The organism is Aeribacillus sp. FSL M8-0235 (genome assembly GCF_038000355.1).
GTDB classification, from domain to species: Bacteria; Bacillota; Bacilli; order Bacillales; family Aeribacillaceae; genus Aeribacillus; species Aeribacillus composti.
The window spans coordinates 2370495-2390624 of record NZ_JBBOBW010000001.1; the positions used below are offsets into that span (position 1 = coordinate 2370495).

Here is a 20130-nt window from a genome sequence, read left to right on the forward strand (position 1 = left end):
CAAATTAACCAAGGCGGCCCTGAAGCAATGAGCGGGAAGTTATTAGATGTAACAAATCATTATGCTGTTCTCTACAAAGATGATCAGGTGATCTATCTCAATTTGGAGCATATTAAAAGCTTCTCATTAAACAAAAGCAAAAACGCTGAAGAAAAGGAAACCGTCCGCTATTTGAAAGTAAAAACATTTGATGAAATACTCAATTATTTTATTCATAAATGGGTTTCCATTAATTTGGGAGGACCGGAAGCGCTCGAAGGTGTTCTGTCATACAGCGGAAATGGGACATTCATTTTAATTAACAAAGAAGAAGTCATTCGAATTCAGCCGTTCCACGTTCGAAGCATTTTTGAAGGTTCCCGTGATCAGAAAAAAAATGAGAACAAACAAACTGAAAAAAAAGATCGATCCGATCGTGATAAAAGAACTTCAACGGAAAAAGATTCTAAAAGCGGACAAAGCACGTACGAGATTGAGCATAAAAACACTTACTCACACTCAGAACGTCATGTTAGAACCGATGATCTTGATAGAAGGACTAAACGGTCAATGCCAGATGATAGAAGAAGAGCTTCGAATGCCTATATAGAAAGAGCAGAGATACAGTTGCAATCAATGCCGCATCCTGAAAAAGTAGTCAAAACTGTCCACTATCGTTGGAAAGGTTAGCTAGCGTCTCCGCCATCAAATTCCCCCTCTGTTTTTGTTTCAGTGTTTCAAAGAAAGGAGGCATTGAAGTTTTGAGATTTTCTGAACTTATTGACGAACAAGTAAAAGCAGAAATAAGCGGCAAAAACGAAATTATCGGAATTTTAGTTGACGAAGGATTAGATGTGATCGTGCTTTATAATGGTTATAAATATATATATTCCTCTTCTACATTTACACAGTTTGGAAAAATATGATGACGAAAATCCGATTAAATACGATCACAAAACGATTAAACCAATGTTTATTGAGGAAGATTCCATTTCCTACCGAAAAATATTAATCAATGCTAAAGGAATGTTTGTTGAAATATATGTAACTGGAAATAAAGCTTTACACGGTTATATTACATCTGTCTTAACTGACTACTTTGTTTTTTATTCCCCTGTGTTTAAATATGTTTTAGTGTCTTTTCAGCATTTAAAATGGCTCATTCCATATCAAAACACAACAACGCCATACTCGTTAAACGAACATGAATTGCCAGTGGTGCCCGCCATGATCACCGTTAACCGCACCTTTGAGGAACAATTAAAAAAATTCATCAACAAATTAGTTGTATTTGATCTTGGGGAAAAACAAGGAAAAATCGGAGTGATAAAGTCTGTTCAGCAAAACTTCGTCGAATTGGTAACAGCTGAAAGCCACACGGTGTTTTTAAAAATTTCCCATATAAAAACAGTGCACGTTCCGTAAACGCTTCCGCCTTCTTAAATACGTTTCACCTAAACCGTTGCTTCAATTTATGAAAAAAATGGGGTGAATCACACCCCATTTTTTAACATTATACAAACAAAAGCTTGATCCAATAGTATAAACAGAACATCGTAAATATTAATGTTGGCGGAATGACAACAAATGTTACTTTCACATATTTTCCCCAGCCGATTTTCATTCCGTTCTCTTTTAAAATGTGCATCCATAAGAGCGTCGCTAACGTACCGATCGGAAGCAGCAATGAACCGATATCACTGCCGATGATGCTTGCTAAATAAGCTGTTTTTAACGTGATTTCGTCCAATCCGAAATTTGTAAGCACCATTGAACCGATCATTAATGCCGGGTGATTATTAAAGATATTGGATAAAACAGTGATCAGTCCGCCCATCCAAAAAATTCCGCTTGCTACATCTGTCATCAACGGCTTTAACAGCTGAAGGAAAAAAGTAACTAATCCGATATTTTTCAAGCCATAAACGATGATGTACATGGAAAAAGCAAACAGAAATACTGACCATGGTGCTTTCATTAAAACATCGATTGGACTTACACGAAGCTTATACCATCGCACCGTTAATAAAACGATTGAACCAAACAGAGCCACAAGCCCTATCGAGATTTCGAAAAGTGAAGCGACAAACAGACTGATTCGAACAACGATCACAAACATCAACATTTTCATCATCATACTTGTCTTCTCTTTAAAAACTTTTGGCAACAATTTAGGCTTCAAAGGATGATGCGATTGGATGAAAAAGTTCTCATCTTTTGGCACGTTTATCACCCTTTTTGGAATGTCTTTATAAAAAACGAAAAAGAGCAAACTGACCATTAGCAACAACCCGGTCACAGTAGGTGCGAAAATCATTGCCGTATGCATGTATAAATCCATTCCTACAATCTTTAATGCGATCAGATTTACAATGTTGCTGACACCAATTGGCGCGCTTGAAGCGGTGGCAACCAGCGCTCCACTTAGAAGGTACGGAATTTTTTCGTGATGTTTTAAACGAAGGTGATGAAGAAGTAGCAGTAAAATAGGAGTCGTAATTAAAATGCTTCCGTCATTATTAAATATGACAGTCATGAAAAAACAGAGAAGATTCGTATATCAAAACAATCGGATTCCAGATCCGTTAGCTTTAAATGCCAACTGATGAGCACACCATTCGAAAAAACGAAAGCTTTCCAGAACGATTGCCATAACAATCGTTGCGATAATCGTAACAGAAGCTTCTGTTACATTTAAAGCAATTTCCGACAATTCTTGAAAGCTGATTCCCCCAACGAATAATATGATAAGTGCCCCAATTGTTGCTGGAAATGCTTCATTTACTCCGCGGGGGCGCCAAAAAATCAAGATCATCGTTATGAAAAACACGAATAAAATCACTAAATCGCGGTCAACTAGCAAACTATTTCCCTTCTTCCTTACCGTCAGGTTCTTTTTAAATATCCACCATGGTTTCTATCACTCCTTATCACCTGTACTATATAAATATGTGTCTAACAATATCTCTGCCATCTATCAACAACCCATTTTCTATTAAATCCGCAAAAAACTATCTACTATTATCTCGGAAATCGATTCACTTGTCGGTTTTTTCGCTAAGTTGTTTAACCTTTTAAAAAAAATGATGTGTCTTTTCAAAGGCCGGAAAACGCAGGGCAGAACTTCTTGTCAAAAAAAAAAAAAACAGGGCTCACTCGTTTGCCCCTTGTGAAAAAAACAACGGCCAAAAAACCGTTGTTTTTGACCTTTTGATCTTTTATAATATGATTGCTATGAGCCCGCCTGACCCCTCGTTGATGATTCTTTCCAATGTTTCTTTTAATTTGTAGCGGGCATTTTCAGGCATCAACGACAATTTTGCTTGTATTCCTTCTCTGACGATCGAGCTTAAGCTTCTTCCGAATATATCGGAATTCCATATGGACAAAGGATTTTCTTCAAAATCTTGCATTAAATAACGCACAAGCTCTTCACTTTGTTTTTCTGTGCCAATGATCGGCGCAAATTCAGATTCAACATCTACTTTAATCATATGAATGGAAGGTGCGACTGCTTTGAGCCGGACGCCGAATCTCGATCCTTGGCGGATAATTTCCGGTTCATCCAGACTCATATCTGATAAAGCCGGTGCTGCTATGCCGTAACCTGTCTGTTTTACCATTTTTAAAGCATCGGCTACTTGATCGTATTCCGCCTTAGCGTGTGCAAAATTTTGCATGAGCTCAAGCAGATGATCCTTCCCGCGTATTTCAACACCGACAACTTCTTTTAAAATTTGATCGTACAGCTCATCCGGCGCAAACAAATCGATCTCCGCAATCCCTTGGCCCATTTGAATACCAGCTAGTCCAGCCCGCTCAATAAAATCATACTCACTGAACTGCTGGACAACTTGATTGACATCACGCAGACGTTTGATATCTTTTACTGTTTCTTTCACCGTTTCTTGATAGCTCGTGCGAAGCCAATGATCTTCTCTCAGCACCATCACCCAGCTGGGCAAATTCACATTGACTTCCAAGACTGGAAATTCGAAAAGCGCTTCTCTCAATACATTCGTTACATCAATTTCCCTCATGCTTTCCACGCTCATAGCAAGAACTGGAATATCATATTTTTCATTTAATTCTTTTCTTAAAGCCTCCGTATCCGGATGATGAGGATGCACAGAATTAATAATCATAATAAATGGTTTTCCGACTTCTTTTAACTCTTCAATTACTCGTTCTTCCGCTTCTACGTAATCTTTTCTAGGAATTTCGCCGATTGAACCGTCTGTTGTGACGACTACACCGATTGTTGAGTGGTCTTGAATAACCTTGCGGGTGCCAATTTCCGCTGCTTCATGAAACGGGATCGGCTCCTCATACCATGGAGTGTTGATCATTCTCGGCCCATTTTCATCTTCGTATCCCTTTGCACCAGGCACTGTATATCCTACGCAATCTACTAATCTTATATTGACATCAAGGCCTTCATCAACATGGACGGTGACCGCTTGATTCGGGACAAACTTTGGCTCCGTTGTCATAATGGTTTTGCCTGCTGCGCTCTGAGGGAGCTCATCTTGAGCACGTGCTTTATCCGCTTCATTTTCAATATTGGGAAGAACAACTAATTCCATAAACTTTTTTATGAATGTTGATTTACCGGTTCTAACTGCACCAACGACCCCTAGATAAATATCGCCGCCAGTTCGCTCTGCAATGTCTTTGAAAATATCTACCTTTTCCAAGTGATTCCCTCCCGACTTTCAAGTCTTATAACATCCATACATTTACAATTCTTTAGTCATTACATATTTATGATGTTGTCCTATCTAGTTATGACTGTAAAAAAAGAATTTCTTCCAAAAAGAAAAGAACCTTTCTCTTAAATTGTATTCTTAAGAAAAAGGTTCATGACTTATTTTATTAAAAATACCGGTTCATTTTTTTCATTCACAGTATATGGAAGGGAAAATGCAGGGACGAACGGGGAGTTTTCTACTAGCAAATGACGGATATCTTCCCCCTCTTTGAATGATCTTTTTGATTCCTTAATGGCACGGTATAAATCTAAGCTGTAATCAACGTAAACTTCTCGATTGTTGTCGATCACAAGCGGAAGATTTTCCCCTGAGTACGGACTCTTCACATGAGGAGGCTCTTTTAATCCTAGCTTTTTATAGTTCAGTGTAAATACATTTTTCGCTATTTGCTTTTCATAAGGAGGATATTCATGAGCATTGATCCTCATCTTTAGTTCACGGATCGCCTCTGCTATTCGTAAATCGATCAGCTTTACGGTTGGATTTTTTTCCACATCGACTAAAACATATAAGTAAATGCCTCCATTTTCAAACGCGGTGCCAGGGGGCTCAGGCAAATATTCAGGAATCAACAGATTGAAATCAATAGGGTATTTTTCATAAATAGGCGTTGATTTGTCTCTCGTTTTAATCGGCAAAAGCCCTTCCGTATCAGCTTTATATTGTTCTACTGCTTTTTGCACGGATTGTATTTGCGCTTCATAAGGTATTTCATTTTTATGTAATCGTTCTTCTGGGTATAAACATCCAGATAAAAGCAAAACAAACATGATAGAGATGAAAGATTTCATTATGCTTTTCTTGTTCATCCTCGTCTTCCTCACTTTGCCTACTCGCTTGTCGGTCCGGAAAAGACTACGAAAAAAATGATAATTCCTGCTAAAATCATAAAAAAATAAGCAATCACTGCTGTGATAGATTTCAAAAATCCTTTTAGTTTAAAACGGCTCAAGTATATGGAAAAGACCGCGATAAACATAAAGGCCATCGCTGTGAGGGCAATCCACATTTTCATTAGACCTTCTGACATTGTGATCCACTCCTTCTATTCCTACCAATCATTTTAACATATGCTCTTTTTCACGCAATTGTTTTCCATATAAGAATCGAATTCAAAAAAAAACTGAAGCAGCTGGGAAATGTGCTACAGTTCTTCATTTCGATTTTCTAATATGTTCACAAGATCTTCCATTTCATGCGTTTTAACTCTCGCCATAAGCTCTTCGACTGCTTCTTTCGGATCTTTTTCGTGAAACAGCACTTCATAAAGGACATTGGTAATCGGCATTTTTACTGAATATTTTTCAGAAAGCTGTTTAGCTGCTTTTGTTGTTCTTACTCCTTCGACAACCATTCCCATGCTTTCTAAAACTTCATCTAGTTTTTTGCCCTTTCCTAGCAAATGGCCGGCACGCCAATTGCGGGAATGCACACTTGTGCAAGTGACAATTAAGTCGCCGATTCCGGCAAGACCAGAAAATGTTAATGGATTGGCACCCATTTTACAGCCTAATCTTGAAATTTCCGCCAATCCTCTAGTTATTAAAGCAGCCTTCGCATTGTCCCCGTATCCAAGGCCGTCGCTGATTCCGGCAGCTAAAGCAATAATGTTTTTCAGCGCTCCTCCAATTTCAACCCCGATTATATCCGGATTCGTATACACACGAAAATAACGGTTAATAAATAAATCTTGAACAAATTTTGCTGCTTGAATATTTTTGCTCGCAGAAGTCACTGTTGTCGGCTGTCTCAAAGACACTTCTTCCGCATGGCTTGGACCTGATAATACAACTACGTCCTTCAAAAGGTGAGGAGGCATTTCTTCTTCAATAATTTCGGAAATTCTTTTTAATGAACCCGGCTCAATCCCTTTTGAAACATGGACAATTAAAACCGGCCGATCAATGGCTTCTCTTAATTGACTCAGCACTTCTCTTATCGCTTTTGTCGGGACTGCCAAGACAATCGTTTCCACATTTTCAACCGCATCCTTTAAGAAATAAAATCCGGTTAAATTGTCCGGCAATGGGACATTTGGCAAATATTTCTCATTTTTTTTTGTACGATTGATCGCTTCTATATGTTCTTTCCGATGTCCCCAAAGATGCACTTCATGACCATTGTCGCAAAGAACAATTGCAAGCGCTGTTCCCCAGCTTCCAGCTCCCAATATTGCCACCTTCGCCAAATTACTCACTTCCTTTTATTTATCTTCTTTTTCTCGCAATGATTTTAATAGGGGTTCCTTCAAACCCGAATGCATCGCGAATACGATTTTCCAAAAAACGTTCATATGAAAAATGAAGAAGCTCCGGATCATTTACAAATATGACAAATGTAGGCGGTTTAACAGAAACTTGTGTTGCATAATAGATTTTTAATCTCGTACCGTGGTCCGTTGGAGTCGGATTCATAGCAACGGCATCCATGATCACATCATTCAATACGTTTGTTTGGACACGCATCGCATGATTCTCGCTGGCAAGAATAATTTGAGGCATTAATGTGTGCAATCTCTTCTTCGTTTTTGCGGACAAAAAGACGATTGGCGCATAGTCTAAAAATAAAAATTGATCGCGAATATCTTTTTCAAACTCTCTCATCGTTCTTTCATCTTTTTCCACTGCATCCCATTTGTTTACTACAATGACAACGGCTTTCCCGGCTTCATGGGCGTAGCCAGCAATTCGCTTGTCTTGTTCAATAATTCCTTCCTCTGCATTTAAAACAACTAACACTACGTCAGAGCGTTCAATCGCTTTAAGCGCCCGCAAAACACTGTATTTTTCTGTTGTCTCATAAATTTTTCCTTTTTTTCTCATGCCAGCTGTATCAATGATGACAAACTCCTGCTTGTTATACGTAAACTTAGTGTCAATGGCGTCTCGTGTTGTTCCAGCAATTTCGCTGACGATCACTCTTTCTTCTCCTAAAATAGCATTTACTAAGGAAGATTTGCCGACATTTGGTCGGCCAATCAAAGAAAATTTAATGATGCCTTCATCATCATTTTCTGATTGGGGTTTTGGAAAATGTTTGCATACTGCATCCAAAAGATCTCCCAGTCCGAGCCCATGCGCTCCTGATATCGGGTACGGTTCTCCAAAGCCAAGAGAATAAAATTCATATATATTTTCCCTCATATCCGGGTTGTCCATTTTATTAACGGCAAGGACAACGGGTTTGTTTGAGCGGTACAATATTTTTGCAACTTCTTCATCAGCGGGAGTTACGCCTTCTCGACCGTTTGTAATGAAAATAATTACATCTGCTTCTTCAATCGCAATTTCCGCCTGATGACGAATTTGTGCTAGAAACGGTTCATCCCCAATTTCAATTCCACCTGTATCGATCAAGTTAAATTGGAAATTCAGCCATTCACAAGGTGCATAAATACGGTCACGGGTAACACCAGGTATATCTTCTACAATTGAAATACGTTCACCGACAATTCGATTAAAAATCGTCGATTTGCCGACATTTGGTCGACCGACAATAGCCACAACAGGTTTCGGCATACTAAAACTTCCTTCCTAATTTAAAACTCATCGCATTTTTTCACTATGTATAATGTTAAAGGGGCTACGCCTTCAAGAAATCGCAGCATGTTTTCGCCTAACTCCTTTTTCGGCATGCCCCGGAAGTTTTTTACCAAGCTTTTTTCCAACTACCCTATTATATAGCAGTTTATGAAATTGAACAACTGCCTTAAAAATGTTTCACAATGATATATATTTCCTCGCTTATGGCATGAGCAATTCCATCTAGAATCGCTTCTAAATTTTTTGCAATCGAATCCATTTCTTTTTGGTTATCACAAATAAAAACAGGTGCACCGCCTTTTATTTTTTTCTCATTTGTCGTAACGACCGCTAAAACCGCTTTCTCTAAAACCATCGTTTTTTCTCACCTTTCCTATTTGCCTTCGACTCCGTCGGCATGCGAATGGCATTTTCAAGCGTTGGCACGTTGCTGATCACTCGAATGGCGATATCCAAATCATGTTTTTGAGGAAGCACAAACACGCCGACTCTTCCATCCTCAAGATCTCGTTTTGCCAATGGGACTAAAGATGGTTCACCCGCATCGCGGTTTACGCCCAGCGCAGTTGAGACATCATGGAGAATCGCCTGACGTTGTCCGATGTTGGCAATCGTTGTTCTCGCATCAAATGATTTTGGTGTCAAAATAAACCCCATGCCATATTTTAAAACTAGTTCACGTTTTTCCGGGATGCCGATATTCATAATATAAATGTCATCGACATACAAGCCTGCACCGTCAAAATGCGGCTTTACATATTGAATGTCAACAATATCTTTCAATGTGCCTCCAGACATTAACACTTTAGAAATGATAAAGCAAACGACCGTCATCACAAGAGCCATCCAAAAGCCAAAGATTAAATAAGCAAGCGTAACAAATAAAGATGTGAAAATCACTAAATAATTTCTGCTTTCAAAGGCGATTGCAATTCCTTCAATATATGTACTTCCCCGAGGAACAAGCTCATATTGATCGAGCTCTGACAGTGTATTTCTTTCCATGTTGCGGACTTCGCGAAACTGCGATGCAGCCAACGTTAAAAAAGTAATGGCAGTAAACTCCTTTTCCATTATGGCCGGAACAGCAATCGTGCCGAGTCCCGCCGCTATAAATCCAAGTGCGATATGAATAATTTTTCCGTGCAAATATGTTGGATATTGGCGATAATCGGTTTTTAGCATAAAAAGACGGGCTAACACACCTACGAAGACACCATAAAAAATAGGAAGCGTGTATTCATTCATGACCCTTGCCTCTCCCTTGCATGTTTTTTGAATATATGTTCTAAAGAAGCAGCGAATGTTTTGAATGACGCCCATATGAGCAATGAAAAGATTCCGATTGACAGCATATCAAGAAAAGGAAAGTCGCCTATTACAATCGGCCGATAATAAGAATAAACTGCAGACGAAAAAAGAGCTTCTCCGTAACAAGACCCCAATATAAAAAATGCCATTCCTTCAAAAAAATCTTTGCTCAGCATATTGGATAAAATGACTCCTAATATAGATAAATACATCTGAACGTCAAGTAAAAACCAGACAGGATCAAATAAATAAAACAGCTTGACTCCTGCATAGGCAACCGTAATGATCAAAACGGAAAATAATGAATAAAATAAACGCTTAGTTCTATACAAGATGAAAAAACTAAGCAAAGCAAATAAGATATACGAAAAACCAACATGTATTTGTGTAAAGTGTATAAACGTTGCACTTCCTAAAATATTTAACAATATAAAAAAGGAGAGCCAAAAACGAGCATCCGTTTTTGGAAGCCAAAATGTTACAATTACCCAAATCATCCACATGAACCAATAATAATATATTCCTTCCATCTCCAACCTCCTACTATTTCCATTATGTGAAAAATTTATGGATGCTAACCGTACAAATTTTGAAACCAAAGCTAAAAGCGTATAAAAAGCAGTTAAAGGGCTGTGGGAGAATTGATTGCTGATGGATTGCTGTGAGAGGAAAATGTAAACATTTCACTGCCCGTCAAGAAATGAATTTTCGCTATTTTTTTAGAACTCATAAGCCGATCTGTTTAATGGCAGAATGTCCGTATAATTTCTTTTCATAAAAAAAGGCTTCTAAATCATTATTTGTTTTTTTAGGAGGGAGTTTTTCTGCAAAAAAATTGTGGGCTAATGAATACAGGCTGGATGTATCACTTGTTTATCAAAATGGGAATTGCACAAGTTTTGATTTTTAATGGAGATACGAACGCAAAACGGACGTATCGCTTGCTTATTAAAAGCAGCGAAGAATTTTGTTCGCACATATAATCACGATATAGAGCAGCTTAGCAAAAATCGAACCGATACTGCAGAACTCAAAATACAGCTTATTGAAGTGATATGGAAGCTATATACTAGGCGAGGCTTCGAACAATAACAGCTTATTACAGCGAGGATGCATCGTATCATTCTCAAGGATTTATGAAAAGAACAGCAGTGGAGAAGATGATAAAACAGCTCGTTATATGCTGGGCGGTGCTTATGGAGTCTTTATGGAGAACGCTCAAATGCGAAACGTAGATTTCGTTTGAGGATTGGCAATCGATACAAATTACCCTCATAAAACGACTAAACGGCCTCAGCCCTATGGAATATAGAGATAAAGCCGCTTAGAACATTTTTTATTCCGCTGTCACCTTGACAAGGGGCAGCTCGTGATGATCGCCTTTGTCTTTATTTTAATTTATTTAATTGCTCTCCGATCATTTCGCTTAGTTGAAATCCTGTCGATTCCTCTTTCGGACGATATTTGCGAAAATCTTCTTCACTACCGGTCCCATCCTCTTCCAATTCCTTTATGCTTAAGGAAATCCGTTTCTCTTCTTCGTTTACATCAAGCACTTTTACTTTTACCTTTTGTCCTTCTTCTAATACTTCTTGAGGAGTGCCTATATGTTTTTTAGAAATTTGCGATATATGGACAAGACCTTCTACTCCAGGTAAAACTTCAACAAAAGCTCCGAATGAGACGAGGCGTTGTACAGTTCCTTCGACAACATCACCGGATTTGATTTTTTCAGAAATGTTTTCCCATGGACCAGGCAATGTTTCTTTAATCGATAGTGAAACCCGTCCATTATCCCGATCGACAGACAAAACTTTCACTTTTACCTTTTCGCCTTCTTGAAGCACATCTGACGGTTTATCTACATGAGCATGAGAGATCTGAGAAATATGTACAAGACCGTCAATCCCGCCGATGTCAACAAAGGCTCCGAAATCGGCTAAACGTTGGACTGTTCCTTCCAATACATCACCAGGCTGAATCGACTGAAGCACTTGCTGTTTTTTCTCTTCCTGCTCCTTTTCCACTACAGCACGATGAGACAAAATCACTCGATTTTTTTCACGGTTTAGCTCCACAACCATCAATGTCAATGTTTTTCCTTTATAATCTGAAAAATCCTCAACATAGTGAGGTTCAACCAATGAAGCAGGAATAAATCCGCGGACGCCCAGGTCTACCACTAAACCGCCTTTTACGACATCCTTCACTTCTGCCTCAAATACTTCTTTATTTTCAAATTTTCTCTCTAATTCCACCCAAGCTTTATCCGCAGCCACTTTGCTTTTCGATAAAATGACTGCTTCTTCCTCAACTTTAATGACCGCTAGTTCAAGCTTGTCATTTTCCTCTACAACATCTGAAGCTTTTTCAATATGCAAACTAGACAGTTCACTAATCGGAATGATGCCCATTTGTTTGCAATTTTTAATATCAACAATCACCTGCTTATCTTCCACTTTTGTTACAATTCCCTCTACAACGTCTCCCACTTCAGGCACAAAAACTTCACCTTGATTGATGTCCTCTACCATACCATTTACCTCCTTGGTCAAGCCATAGCAACTCAACAAAATATGTACCATTCTATTTAGTATGTCACAAGCTACTCTAAATAGAATGAAAAATACCTCTTTTCTATAAGTTCTAACAAAAAATTCCGTTTGTCAAGTTAAATCCATTGATTACCTATATTTTTCGAGCAAATTTCTAATTTCTGTCATGATTTTATCGGTCGCTTCTTCAGCTGAAATTTTTTTGTTTCGATAAGATGTAAAATCAATGGCTGGGCCGAAAATGACTTTCGTTTTCCGAAACGGTTTGTAAGAACTGACGACGGCGCATGGCAAGACGACACAATCTGATCTTAAGGCAAAAAAACCTGCACCAGCTAAACCTTTTCCGAGTTCACCTGTTTTGCTTCTCGTTCCTTCCGGAAAAATGGCTAAAACTTCTCTTTCTTTTAATATTTTCAAGCCTGTTCTTAACGCCTCTCGATCGGAAAAGCCCCTTTTGACCGGAAACGCCCCCAATGCCCGGACGATCAGGCTGAAAACCGGAATTTTAAACAGCTCCTCTTTAGCCATAAAACGGAGCTGTCTTGGTGAAACGATACCAATCGTCGGAGGGTCCAAATTATTAATATGATTGGAACAAAGCAGCACGGCACCATCCATTGGAAAATGTTCCTTTCCGATCACTTCGACCCGAAAGAGCGGTTTAATAAAGCAGTAAACAATTGCCTTTGCAAATTGATAAAATTTACCCATTTCTTACAGCCTTTCTTTTACCAATTCTTTAATTAATTCCGCCACCTCTTCAATCGTCAATGAAGTTGTATCGATTTCGACGGCATCCGGCGCTTTTTTTAATGGGGCAGTTGCCCTCGTGGAATCAAGCTTATCTCTTTCTTCAATTTCTTTCTTTAATTGTGTTAAATCGGATGTAAAACCTTTTCTTAAATTCTCCTCATACCTTCTTTTTGCTCTTTCCTCTACAGAAGCCTTTAAAAATATTTTCAACTCCGCATTCGGCAGCACATGAGTGCCGATATCCCTGCCATCCATGACAACGCCGCCGTTTCCTGCAAGCTGTTTTTGCCTTTTCACCATTTCCTCCCGCACATTAGGATGTTTGGAAACAGTGGAAACATGCTTTGTTACTTCATTGGAACGGATAATCGCCGTTACGTCTTCACCGTTTACTAGCACTTGCTGACCTTCATTTACCGGCTTCAGTTCAATCGTCATTTCATTCAAAAGCTTGGTGAGCGCTTTTTCATCCTCCAAAGAAATGCCATTCTGTAAAGCTTTCAAAGTGAGAGCTCTGTACATCGCACCCGTATCAATGTATGTATAGCCTAAATCTTTTGCGATTTTTTTGGCAACTGTGCTTTTCCCGGCAGCTGCCGGACCGTCGATTGCAATGGAAATTTTTTTACTCATAATACCTCCTAGCTAGTTTCAAAAAATATGTATCTATTTTTTTGGAATACAGAAAGAAAAGCAGGGGTTTCCTGCTCTTTTAGCGGCTGATAGTTTCCACCCATTCGGAGATGGACATGTTTCCAACACCTTCATATTGCACGGCTTTTGATAAATATGGCTTCAATTCAGAATGGCGCAAAAAAAGCTGAGCGGCAATTAACATAATGAATTGTATAATGATCAATTTGATCAATATTTGTTCAAAGCGCTTCACAAAAAACATCCTTTTGCCATTTTTTATAAATAGTATGGACAGCCTTGCCGGTATTATTCATTCAAAATTCCTTTCTTTTTCATTTGCAGCTGCTGTTCAAAGCAAAAGCGAATCAATTTTTGCTGTGTCTTTTCATCAATATTGATAAATGCTATGGAAGCGAGCTTATGATGTTCCGCTTCCACAACTCTGAGCGCCTTCCCTGTTACCTTATAATATTCAATCGTTCCGTCCATAAACGTGAGCACCATATAAATATGTATATTTTCATTTAGCGGTACGTCCACACCGTTTGGAATAATGATTGAAATGCCGCCAGCACTTATGTCGTTTGTAACTGTTGTAAATGGGGCGAATTCCTGATTAATGGCGTGTATGGCTACATCAACGGCTGTCTCGATTCTGACAAATTGCCGCCTTTGGATCTCCTCCATATACTCAGGTGCCTGAAGCATGATCATCGGGAGGTTATCTTTTTTCTTGCCAAGAACTTTAGTACGAAATTTATACGGTTTTTTTTCGCTGTTCACAAATGTTGCAACGAGCTCGGTGCCGTCTGGTAAGAAAACAGTTTTTCCTGTCTTGCTATTTATAGGAAAATCAATATAAAGAATGTTTTCTTCTTGGTCCACAAGTTTGCATTTTAGTATTTGATCTTGGCCAGAAAGTTCCAATGTGATCATCGTACCAATTTTTATCAACGTTACCACTCTTTCAATGTAATAAGCGCTCTACATTTATTAAAGCATGAAATGAAAAAAAGGGAAAGCCTAAAAATCGACTCCCCTTTTTGTGATTAAATTTCTCTGAATAACGGTTCAGCACTTTGCAATTTTTCCACTTTTTCTTCCGTTCCGTCCATTGCGTTGATGAAAATGCGGTACGTGTCTTGGTCAATCGTTCCTAAAAATTCATAGCACAGCACTTCTTCGCCGGCATCATTTGTCACAACAGCTAATCGATCCTCCTGAATTTCAACGTTAGAATGGACTGATTTTTTCGCTTCTTCTTTTGTAATAGCCGGTTTCGGCAAATTTCTTTTTTTGTGCGCTGCTAAATAATCACGTCCAGAATAACCTATAATTTCTCCGTTGTCCAACGCTACCTTTAAACGAACTGCATCAGGATATAGACGTACACCTTTGTAATTAGAAACAAATGTGAAAACACCAATGTTGTCATATTGTGCACTCTCATAAAGCTCTAAATCCTTAAATTTTAGCTTTTTCAAAAATTCCGTTGCTCGGTTGGATGCTTCATTTAAGCTGATTTTTTGTTGTTTAATATCTCTGTTGTGCAATAAATAAATTAAATGACCGCCTTTTTTCGTGATATCCATATAAACATCATGTTTATTTCCTTTATCATGCATAGTAATGCTGTAAAACTGAATGTTTGATCCTTTACCATTTGTTGTTACATCTACTCGTTCTACATTTTTAGGGGCAAATCGTTTTGCGATTTGTTTTGCTTCTTGCTCTGATATTTCCTTTCCAGTTAATTGTTCAAATCCTTTTTTAGGCTTTTGCAGCGCTGTTGCCGTTGGACCGAAATTAGTTTCGGAATAGCCTTCAACATTTTTTTCTACCGTTTTAAATCCATCAATGATCGTATTGTCCATTTGTTTTTGCCCTGATGCTAGTGCGAGTTCAACATCCATCCAGCGCAGATTGTTTTTTAAGATTAAATGCTGGACGTTTCTCAATTCGTCTTGTATGTCTTTTGCATTTTTATACAATTTTTTTAACGTTTCATATTCTTGATCCGTTAACGGATCTTTGTTTAAATCTCTCACTGCTGTTTGATAACTAAATTTACCAATATTTGACAAAAATTCCTCTGTTTTATTGAAAGGTAAAAGAGTTAACGGAAGCTGGCCGACATCATTGTGCGCTTCCGATGTAATTCTCCAAACTTCCGCCAGCGCCGGTGACAATGATTTTCTTGAATTCATGGCGAGTGTCTCGCCAATTTTGTCATGAAGCAGATCCACTTGATAGGTTAGATCGTGAAAAGCCCGCTGGTAATTGTTTTCTGCATGAATTAATACGGCGTTTTTTTCCTGATGCTCTTTATATCCCCAGTAGCCTGTTCCGATTAAGGCCACTGTAAGCAGCCCGATTAATAATCCTCGAAGCATACTGAATCACCTCACTATTCACAGAATATGTGTTTTCCGATTTTCTTGATTTGCGGCCGCGTCCATATCCATGGGCTTGTTGCTGTATCAGGATTGAAATAATAGAGAGCTTCTTCTGTCGGATCCCACCCGTTAATGGCGTCCATCACCGCTTTTCTCGCTGTTTCATTTGGTGTCAAATATATTTGTCCATCGCTGACAGCTGTAAAAGCACCCGGTTCAAAAATAACACCAGCAACCGTATTTGGAAATGTCGGGCTGTTCAGTCGGTTTAAAATTACTGCCGCAATTGCTACTTGACCAATATAAGGCTCGCCGCGGGCTTCTCCGTAAACGGCATTGGCTAAAAGATTTAAGTCATTTTGTGAAAAGCCTCCAGGCATATTCACCGCCATCGGCTGTACCGATTTCCCTGTTTGTTGTTTATTTTGGGCTGCTTGCTGTTTAGGAGCAGCCTGCTTTTGCCCTTGTCCAGCCTGACCAGCTTGTTGTTTTTTTGGCGGTACATTTTTTGCGAGATTTTTTTCGGTTTGCTTCCGCCATTTTGCGCGCAGCTCCTCAGAAGGCGCTGTTTGGATTTTTAGCGGCACTCCGCCATAATGGGTAAAGTCTCTGCCTTTTCGAATTTGTTCGTGGACAAAAGATTTATAATATTTTGTCGTATTGATAAGCTTTTGTTTTGTTTCAGGACCAACTAAACCATCTACTTCTTTAAGTCCGAAATTATTTTGAAATTTTCTAACTGCCCAATAAGTATTCCATCCATATACCCCATCAATTTTCCCATGATAATATCCGTTATATTGAAGTCTTGCCTGCAGTTCAATGACATCATCACCTGTCGCACCTCTCTGAATCACTTGTTCGCTAAAAGCATGAACATGCAGCTGATTGTTAGAAAGAATAAGAAAAACGATTAAAACAAAAGCGTTTGCGAGCAGATATTTCATGTTTTTTCCCATCATCATGCCTCCTCACTTTATATCGTTACATGTATTTTCTGTAGTAGATGTCATTTTATACAACAAAAAAACCGGCTCATGCCGGTTCAAAAATTTTTTTATCCTGATATTGTTTCGATATTTTGCTTGTATACCATGCGCGCTTTTTTTGCTTTATGAAGCCCAAACCACCATAAAAACACCATAAACGGAGTGACCCAAAACTTCCAGTCTTCATTGGAAAGCAAGATATAATTGTACGTTCCGTGCAAAAGAAACGGAATAACTAGAGAATAAAAGAGCCATCTTTTTTTAAGCCTATCATTCGAAAATTTGCTTTTTCCTAAATAATACCCCATGATGACACCGAACAATGCATGGCTTGGGACTGGAAAAATTGCGCGCCCGAATGCAAACTCCACACCGTTCGCAATTAAATATAAAATATTTTCCAATGTCGCAAAGCCGAGAGAGATCGACACACCATAAACGATTCCATCGTAATGTTCATCAAAATGAAAATGGGAGTAAATTGTAAAATAAAAAATAAACCATTTAAAAAACTCTTCCAATAAACTCGAAGCAAAGAAAGCTTGTAAAAAAGAAGAGGGAAATACATTTTCTGTTTCCAGAACGTATTCAATAAACATAATTGGAAAAACAAGCAGCGCACCGAAAATAAACGTCCGAACAACCATGTAAAGGGGTTCCATTTCATATTGATCCTTCAAATAAAAATATGAAAGTATTGCCAGCCCTGGTGCAATGCCTGCTGTAATAATCGCAATCATAATGACAGCCTCTTTTCTTCTAGTATCTCCTTATTTATGTATAGATTTATTAGAATGTTCCTTTTAAAATAAAACAAAATAAAAGAATGAGAAATGATGATTCATGTAGAGCAGCAGTAAGTTGTTAAAAACATCCTTTTGATAAAATGGTAACATGTATATGACAAAATGAAAATCAAAAATAAGCATGAAAAAATGAAACTTTAATGAAAGGGATAAAAAGATGAAGAAAGTATTGATTTTACATACAGGCGGTACAATTTCAATGCTGGAAGATGAGCAAAGCGGTGCAGTGAGACCAGAAGGGTCCAATCCTCTAACAAATTTTTCATTGAATGTAAACAATGTACAAACAATCGTAAAAGAGCTTTTTAACTTGCCTTCCCCGCATATAACTCCTAAGGAAATGCTGGAAATTAAAAAAGAAATCGAACATCATGCCAAAAATGGAAGCATCGACGGTGTCGTCGTCACTCATGGAACGGATACTTTAGAAGAAACAGCTTATTTTTTAGATTTGACTCTTGACCTTCCCATCCCGGTTGTTGTAACAGGTGCGATGAGGTCAAATAATGAACTCGGATCAGACGGATTATATAATTTATTGATGTCCATAAAAGTTGCTGCTTCCGACGAAGCGAAAAACCTTGGTGTGTTAGTTGTCATGAATGACGAGATTCATACAGCAAAAAACGTCACAAAAACGCATACAAGCAATATCGCTACATTCCAAAGTCCGCAATACGGACCGATCGGTATTGTGAACAAAAAAATTCTGGCATTTCATCACTATCCGTTAAGAAAAGAAACATATAGTATAACGAAAATCACTAAACATGTGCTCCTTTTAAAGGCGTATGCAGGCATGGATGAAAAAATAATGGAAGCAGTTGAAGGACTGAATCCGGATGGAATCGTCATTGAAGCTTTAGGGCAAGGAAATTTGCCGCCGGCTTTAGTCCCCGGCATGAAACGGCTTATTGAGAAGAAAGTGCCGATCGTCATTGTCTCACGATGTTTTAACGGCATTGTGCAGGATGTCTATGATTATCAGGGCGGAGGAAAACATTTAAAACAGCTTGGCGTTATATTTTCGAACGGATTAAACGGGCAAAAAGCTAGAATAAAGCTTTTAGTGGCTTTAGAAAAAACGAGCGATTTAACTGAAATAGAAGAAATGTTTTCGAAATAATAAGCTGTTGTGATGATCAACACAAATTTTACTAAAAAATGTTACAAGTAAAGGGGGTGTCTAATAAGCCGTTTTACGGCTTATTGACGGCCCCATTAATGTGTTAGAAACGTTGATATATCGGTGTTTATAATTTTTTGTTTTCAATGGCGATTTGATTTCTGGACGGCCCCACAACTTATGAAAGCAACAAAATCAAGTAGAGAAAAACGGATTGTTTTTCTCTACTTGATTATTTTCGGGACATCCCCTATTTTTTATACTCTTTTGATAATTTCTTCTGCGATCAATTCCCCGTGAAATCTGCCGTTTTCGATAAAAATCTCATTCGCATCATTTCCAGCTGCGATGACACCGGCTATAAAAATCCCGTTTACATTCGTTTCCATTGTATCGGGATTGTAGTAAGGTCTGCCTGTCTGCTCATCAATAAGTACACCCATTTTTTTTAAAAAGTTATGATCTGGATGGTAGCCAGTCATGGCAAAGACAAAATCACAAGGAATAGTTTTTTCTTCTGTTCCGTTCACAATATAACTAATAGAGTCATTTTTAATTTCTTTTACATCTGCCCGAAATTCCATTTTTATATAGCCTTTTTTGATAAGAGAATCAAATTCCGGCAATATCCAAGGCTTAATGCTTGAAGAATACCCGCTTCCTCGGTACAATACAGTTACTCTAGCCCCGGCTTTATAAAGCTCAAGCGCGGCATCAACACTTGAGTTTTTCCCGCCGATCACAACGACATCTTTATCAAAATATGGATGAGCTTCTTTAAAATAATGGAAAACGTGGGGCAGATTTTCGCCTGGAACATTCATGTAATTTGGATTATCATAATAACCTGTAGCAATCACAACAAATGACGCACGATATTTTCCTTTTTCCGTCGTTACCATGAACGTTCCGTCCTGCTGCTTTTCTACCTTCTCTACTTTTTCATATGTATGAATGCGCAAATTTTTTCGCTTCACAACTTCCCGGTAGTAAGCAAGCGCTTGATTGCGGACAGGCTTTCGGTTTTCTGTGATAAATGGGACTCCGCCAATTTCAAGCCTGTCTGCTGTGCTGAAAAAGGTTTGATGTGTTGGAAAGCGATAAATGGAATCAACAATATTTCCTTTTTCAAAAACTAAAGGATTTATTCCTTTTTCCTTCAATTCGATCGCAGCCGATAGTCCACATGGACCTCCGCCGACAATGATCACTTTTTCTTCTTGCATCATGATCACTCCTATAGCATTAAGCGGCTGGTGACA

At 38.5% G+C, this 20130-nt stretch carries 19 protein-coding genes and 2 pseudogenes; 3 read left to right on the forward strand and 18 right to left on the reverse strand.

Features of this window, described 5'->3' with window-relative positions; genetic code table 11:
* The first annotated feature begins 27 nt into the window (after window positions 1-27).
* Together NSQ71_RS11460 and NSQ71_RS11465 are read left to right on the forward strand one after the other, a co-directional pair.
* The gene (locus tag NSQ71_RS11460) at window positions 28-669 is read left to right on the forward strand and encodes a hypothetical protein (RefSeq protein WP_133309195.1); all 642 of its coding nucleotides are present in this window, start codon (window positions 28-30) and stop codon (window positions 667-669) included.
* 71 nt (window positions 670-740) lie between these two features.
* Window positions 741-1404, forward strand: a pseudogene (locus NSQ71_RS11465) (DUF2642 domain-containing protein).
* An 88-nt stretch (window positions 1405-1492) separates the two neighbouring features.
* On the opposite strand, the pseudogene NSQ71_RS11470 reads toward NSQ71_RS11465, so the two are convergent.
* The 17 genes and pseudogenes from NSQ71_RS11470 to prsW all read right to left on the reverse strand — a co-directional run bounded on the left by NSQ71_RS11470 (window position 1493) and on the right by prsW (window position 17676).
* A pseudogene (locus tag NSQ71_RS11470) lies at window positions 1493-2821 on the reverse strand (arsenic transporter).
* Window positions 2822-3197: 376 nt separating this feature from the next.
* Entirely contained in the window at window positions 3198-4676 is a 1479-nt protein-coding gene (gene spoIVA, locus NSQ71_RS11475; RefSeq protein ID WP_063388595.1) for a stage IV sporulation protein A, read from the reverse strand.
* Window positions 4677-4846: 170 nt separating this feature from the next.
* Window positions 4847-5560, reverse strand: coding sequence for a hypothetical protein (locus NSQ71_RS11480; protein ID WP_082829632.1), 714 nt, complete (start codon window positions 5558-5560; stop codon window positions 4847-4849).
* Between the two features lie 20 nt (window positions 5561-5580).
* On the reverse strand, window positions 5581-5781 hold the full coding sequence (locus tag NSQ71_RS11485; protein ID WP_063388596.1) for a DUF2768 domain-containing protein: 201 nt from the start codon (window positions 5779-5781) through the stop codon (window positions 5581-5583).
* 114 nt (window positions 5782-5895) lie between these two features.
* Window positions 5896-6939 carry an NAD(P)H-dependent glycerol-3-phosphate dehydrogenase gene (locus tag NSQ71_RS11490; RefSeq protein WP_066251961.1) on the reverse strand — a complete coding sequence of 348 codons (1044 nt, stop codon included), beginning with the start codon at window positions 6937-6939 and terminating at the stop codon, window positions 5896-5898.
* A 19-nt stretch (window positions 6940-6958) separates the two neighbouring features.
* Window positions 6959-8269: a ribosome biogenesis GTPase Der gene (gene der, locus NSQ71_RS11495; protein WP_063388598.1), complete on the reverse strand. Its 1311-nt coding sequence runs from the start codon at window positions 8267-8269 to the stop codon at window positions 6959-6961.
* A gap of 190 nt (window positions 8270-8459) precedes the next feature.
* Entirely contained in the window at window positions 8460-8648 is a 189-nt protein-coding gene (locus NSQ71_RS11500) for a capping complex subunit for YIEGIA (protein ID WP_066251964.1), read from the reverse strand.
* Window positions 8639-9541: a YIEGIA family protein gene (locus NSQ71_RS11505; RefSeq protein WP_063388600.1), complete on the reverse strand. Its 903-nt coding sequence runs from the start codon at window positions 9539-9541 to the stop codon at window positions 8639-8641. The genes NSQ71_RS11500 and NSQ71_RS11505 overlap by 10 nt, the downstream gene beginning before the upstream one ends.
* Window positions 9538-10134 (reverse strand): YphA family membrane protein, encoded by a 597-nt coding sequence (locus tag NSQ71_RS11510; protein ID WP_063388601.1) that lies wholly within the window; start codon window positions 10132-10134, stop codon window positions 9538-9540. The genes NSQ71_RS11505 and NSQ71_RS11510 overlap by 4 nt, the downstream gene beginning before the upstream one ends.
* Before the next feature lie 858 nt (window positions 10135-10992).
* A complete protein-coding gene (gene rpsA / locus NSQ71_RS11515) occupies window positions 10993-12138 on the reverse strand; it encodes a 30S ribosomal protein S1 (RefSeq protein ID WP_340733968.1) in 1146 nt (381 codons plus the stop codon).
* Window positions 12139-12288: 150 nt separating this feature from the next.
* A complete protein-coding gene (locus tag NSQ71_RS11520; protein ID WP_066251969.1) occupies window positions 12289-12873 on the reverse strand; it encodes a lysophospholipid acyltransferase family protein in 585 nt (194 codons plus the stop codon).
* A gap of 3 nt (window positions 12874-12876) precedes the next feature.
* The gene (gene cmk, locus NSQ71_RS11525) at window positions 12877-13548 is read right to left on the reverse strand and encodes a (d)CMP kinase (protein WP_063388604.1); all 672 of its coding nucleotides are present in this window, start codon (window positions 13546-13548) and stop codon (window positions 12877-12879) included.
* Between the two features lie 79 nt (window positions 13549-13627).
* Window positions 13628-13813 (reverse strand): DUF5359 family protein, encoded by a 186-nt coding sequence (locus NSQ71_RS11530; RefSeq protein ID WP_232515564.1) that lies wholly within the window; start codon window positions 13811-13813, stop codon window positions 13628-13630.
* A gap of 44 nt (window positions 13814-13857) precedes the next feature.
* Window positions 13858-14505 carry a flagellar brake protein gene (locus NSQ71_RS11535; RefSeq protein WP_130156168.1) on the reverse strand — a complete coding sequence of 216 codons (648 nt, stop codon included), beginning with the start codon at window positions 14503-14505 and terminating at the stop codon, window positions 13858-13860.
* A 95-nt stretch (window positions 14506-14600) separates the two neighbouring features.
* Window positions 14601-15944 carry a germination protein YpeB gene (gene ypeB / locus NSQ71_RS11540; protein WP_144598200.1) on the reverse strand — a complete coding sequence of 448 codons (1344 nt, stop codon included), beginning with the start codon at window positions 15942-15944 and terminating at the stop codon, window positions 14601-14603.
* Between the two features lie 14 nt (window positions 15945-15958).
* Window positions 15959-16912: a spore cortex-lytic enzyme gene (gene sleB / locus NSQ71_RS11545; protein ID WP_094246145.1), complete on the reverse strand. Its 954-nt coding sequence runs from the start codon at window positions 16910-16912 to the stop codon at window positions 15959-15961.
* Window positions 16913-17004: 92 nt separating this feature from the next.
* Window positions 17005-17676, reverse strand: a complete 672-nt coding sequence (prsW, locus tag NSQ71_RS11550) for a glutamic-type intramembrane protease PrsW (protein ID WP_066251976.1) — start codon at window positions 17674-17676, stop codon at window positions 17005-17007.
* Window positions 17677-17899: 223 nt separating this feature from the next.
* Between prsW and NSQ71_RS11555 the strand changes: the two genes are divergently transcribed.
* Window positions 17900-18868 (forward strand): asparaginase, encoded by a 969-nt coding sequence (locus NSQ71_RS11555; protein WP_066251979.1) that lies wholly within the window; start codon window positions 17900-17902, stop codon window positions 18866-18868.
* A 257-nt stretch (window positions 18869-19125) separates the two neighbouring features.
* Here NSQ71_RS11555 and NSQ71_RS11560 read toward each other — a convergent pair whose 3' ends face one another.
* Window positions 19126-20094, reverse strand: coding sequence for a YpdA family putative bacillithiol disulfide reductase (locus NSQ71_RS11560; protein WP_063388610.1), 969 nt, complete (start codon window positions 20092-20094; stop codon window positions 19126-19128).
* Between the last annotated feature and the right edge of the window lie 36 nt (window positions 20095-20130).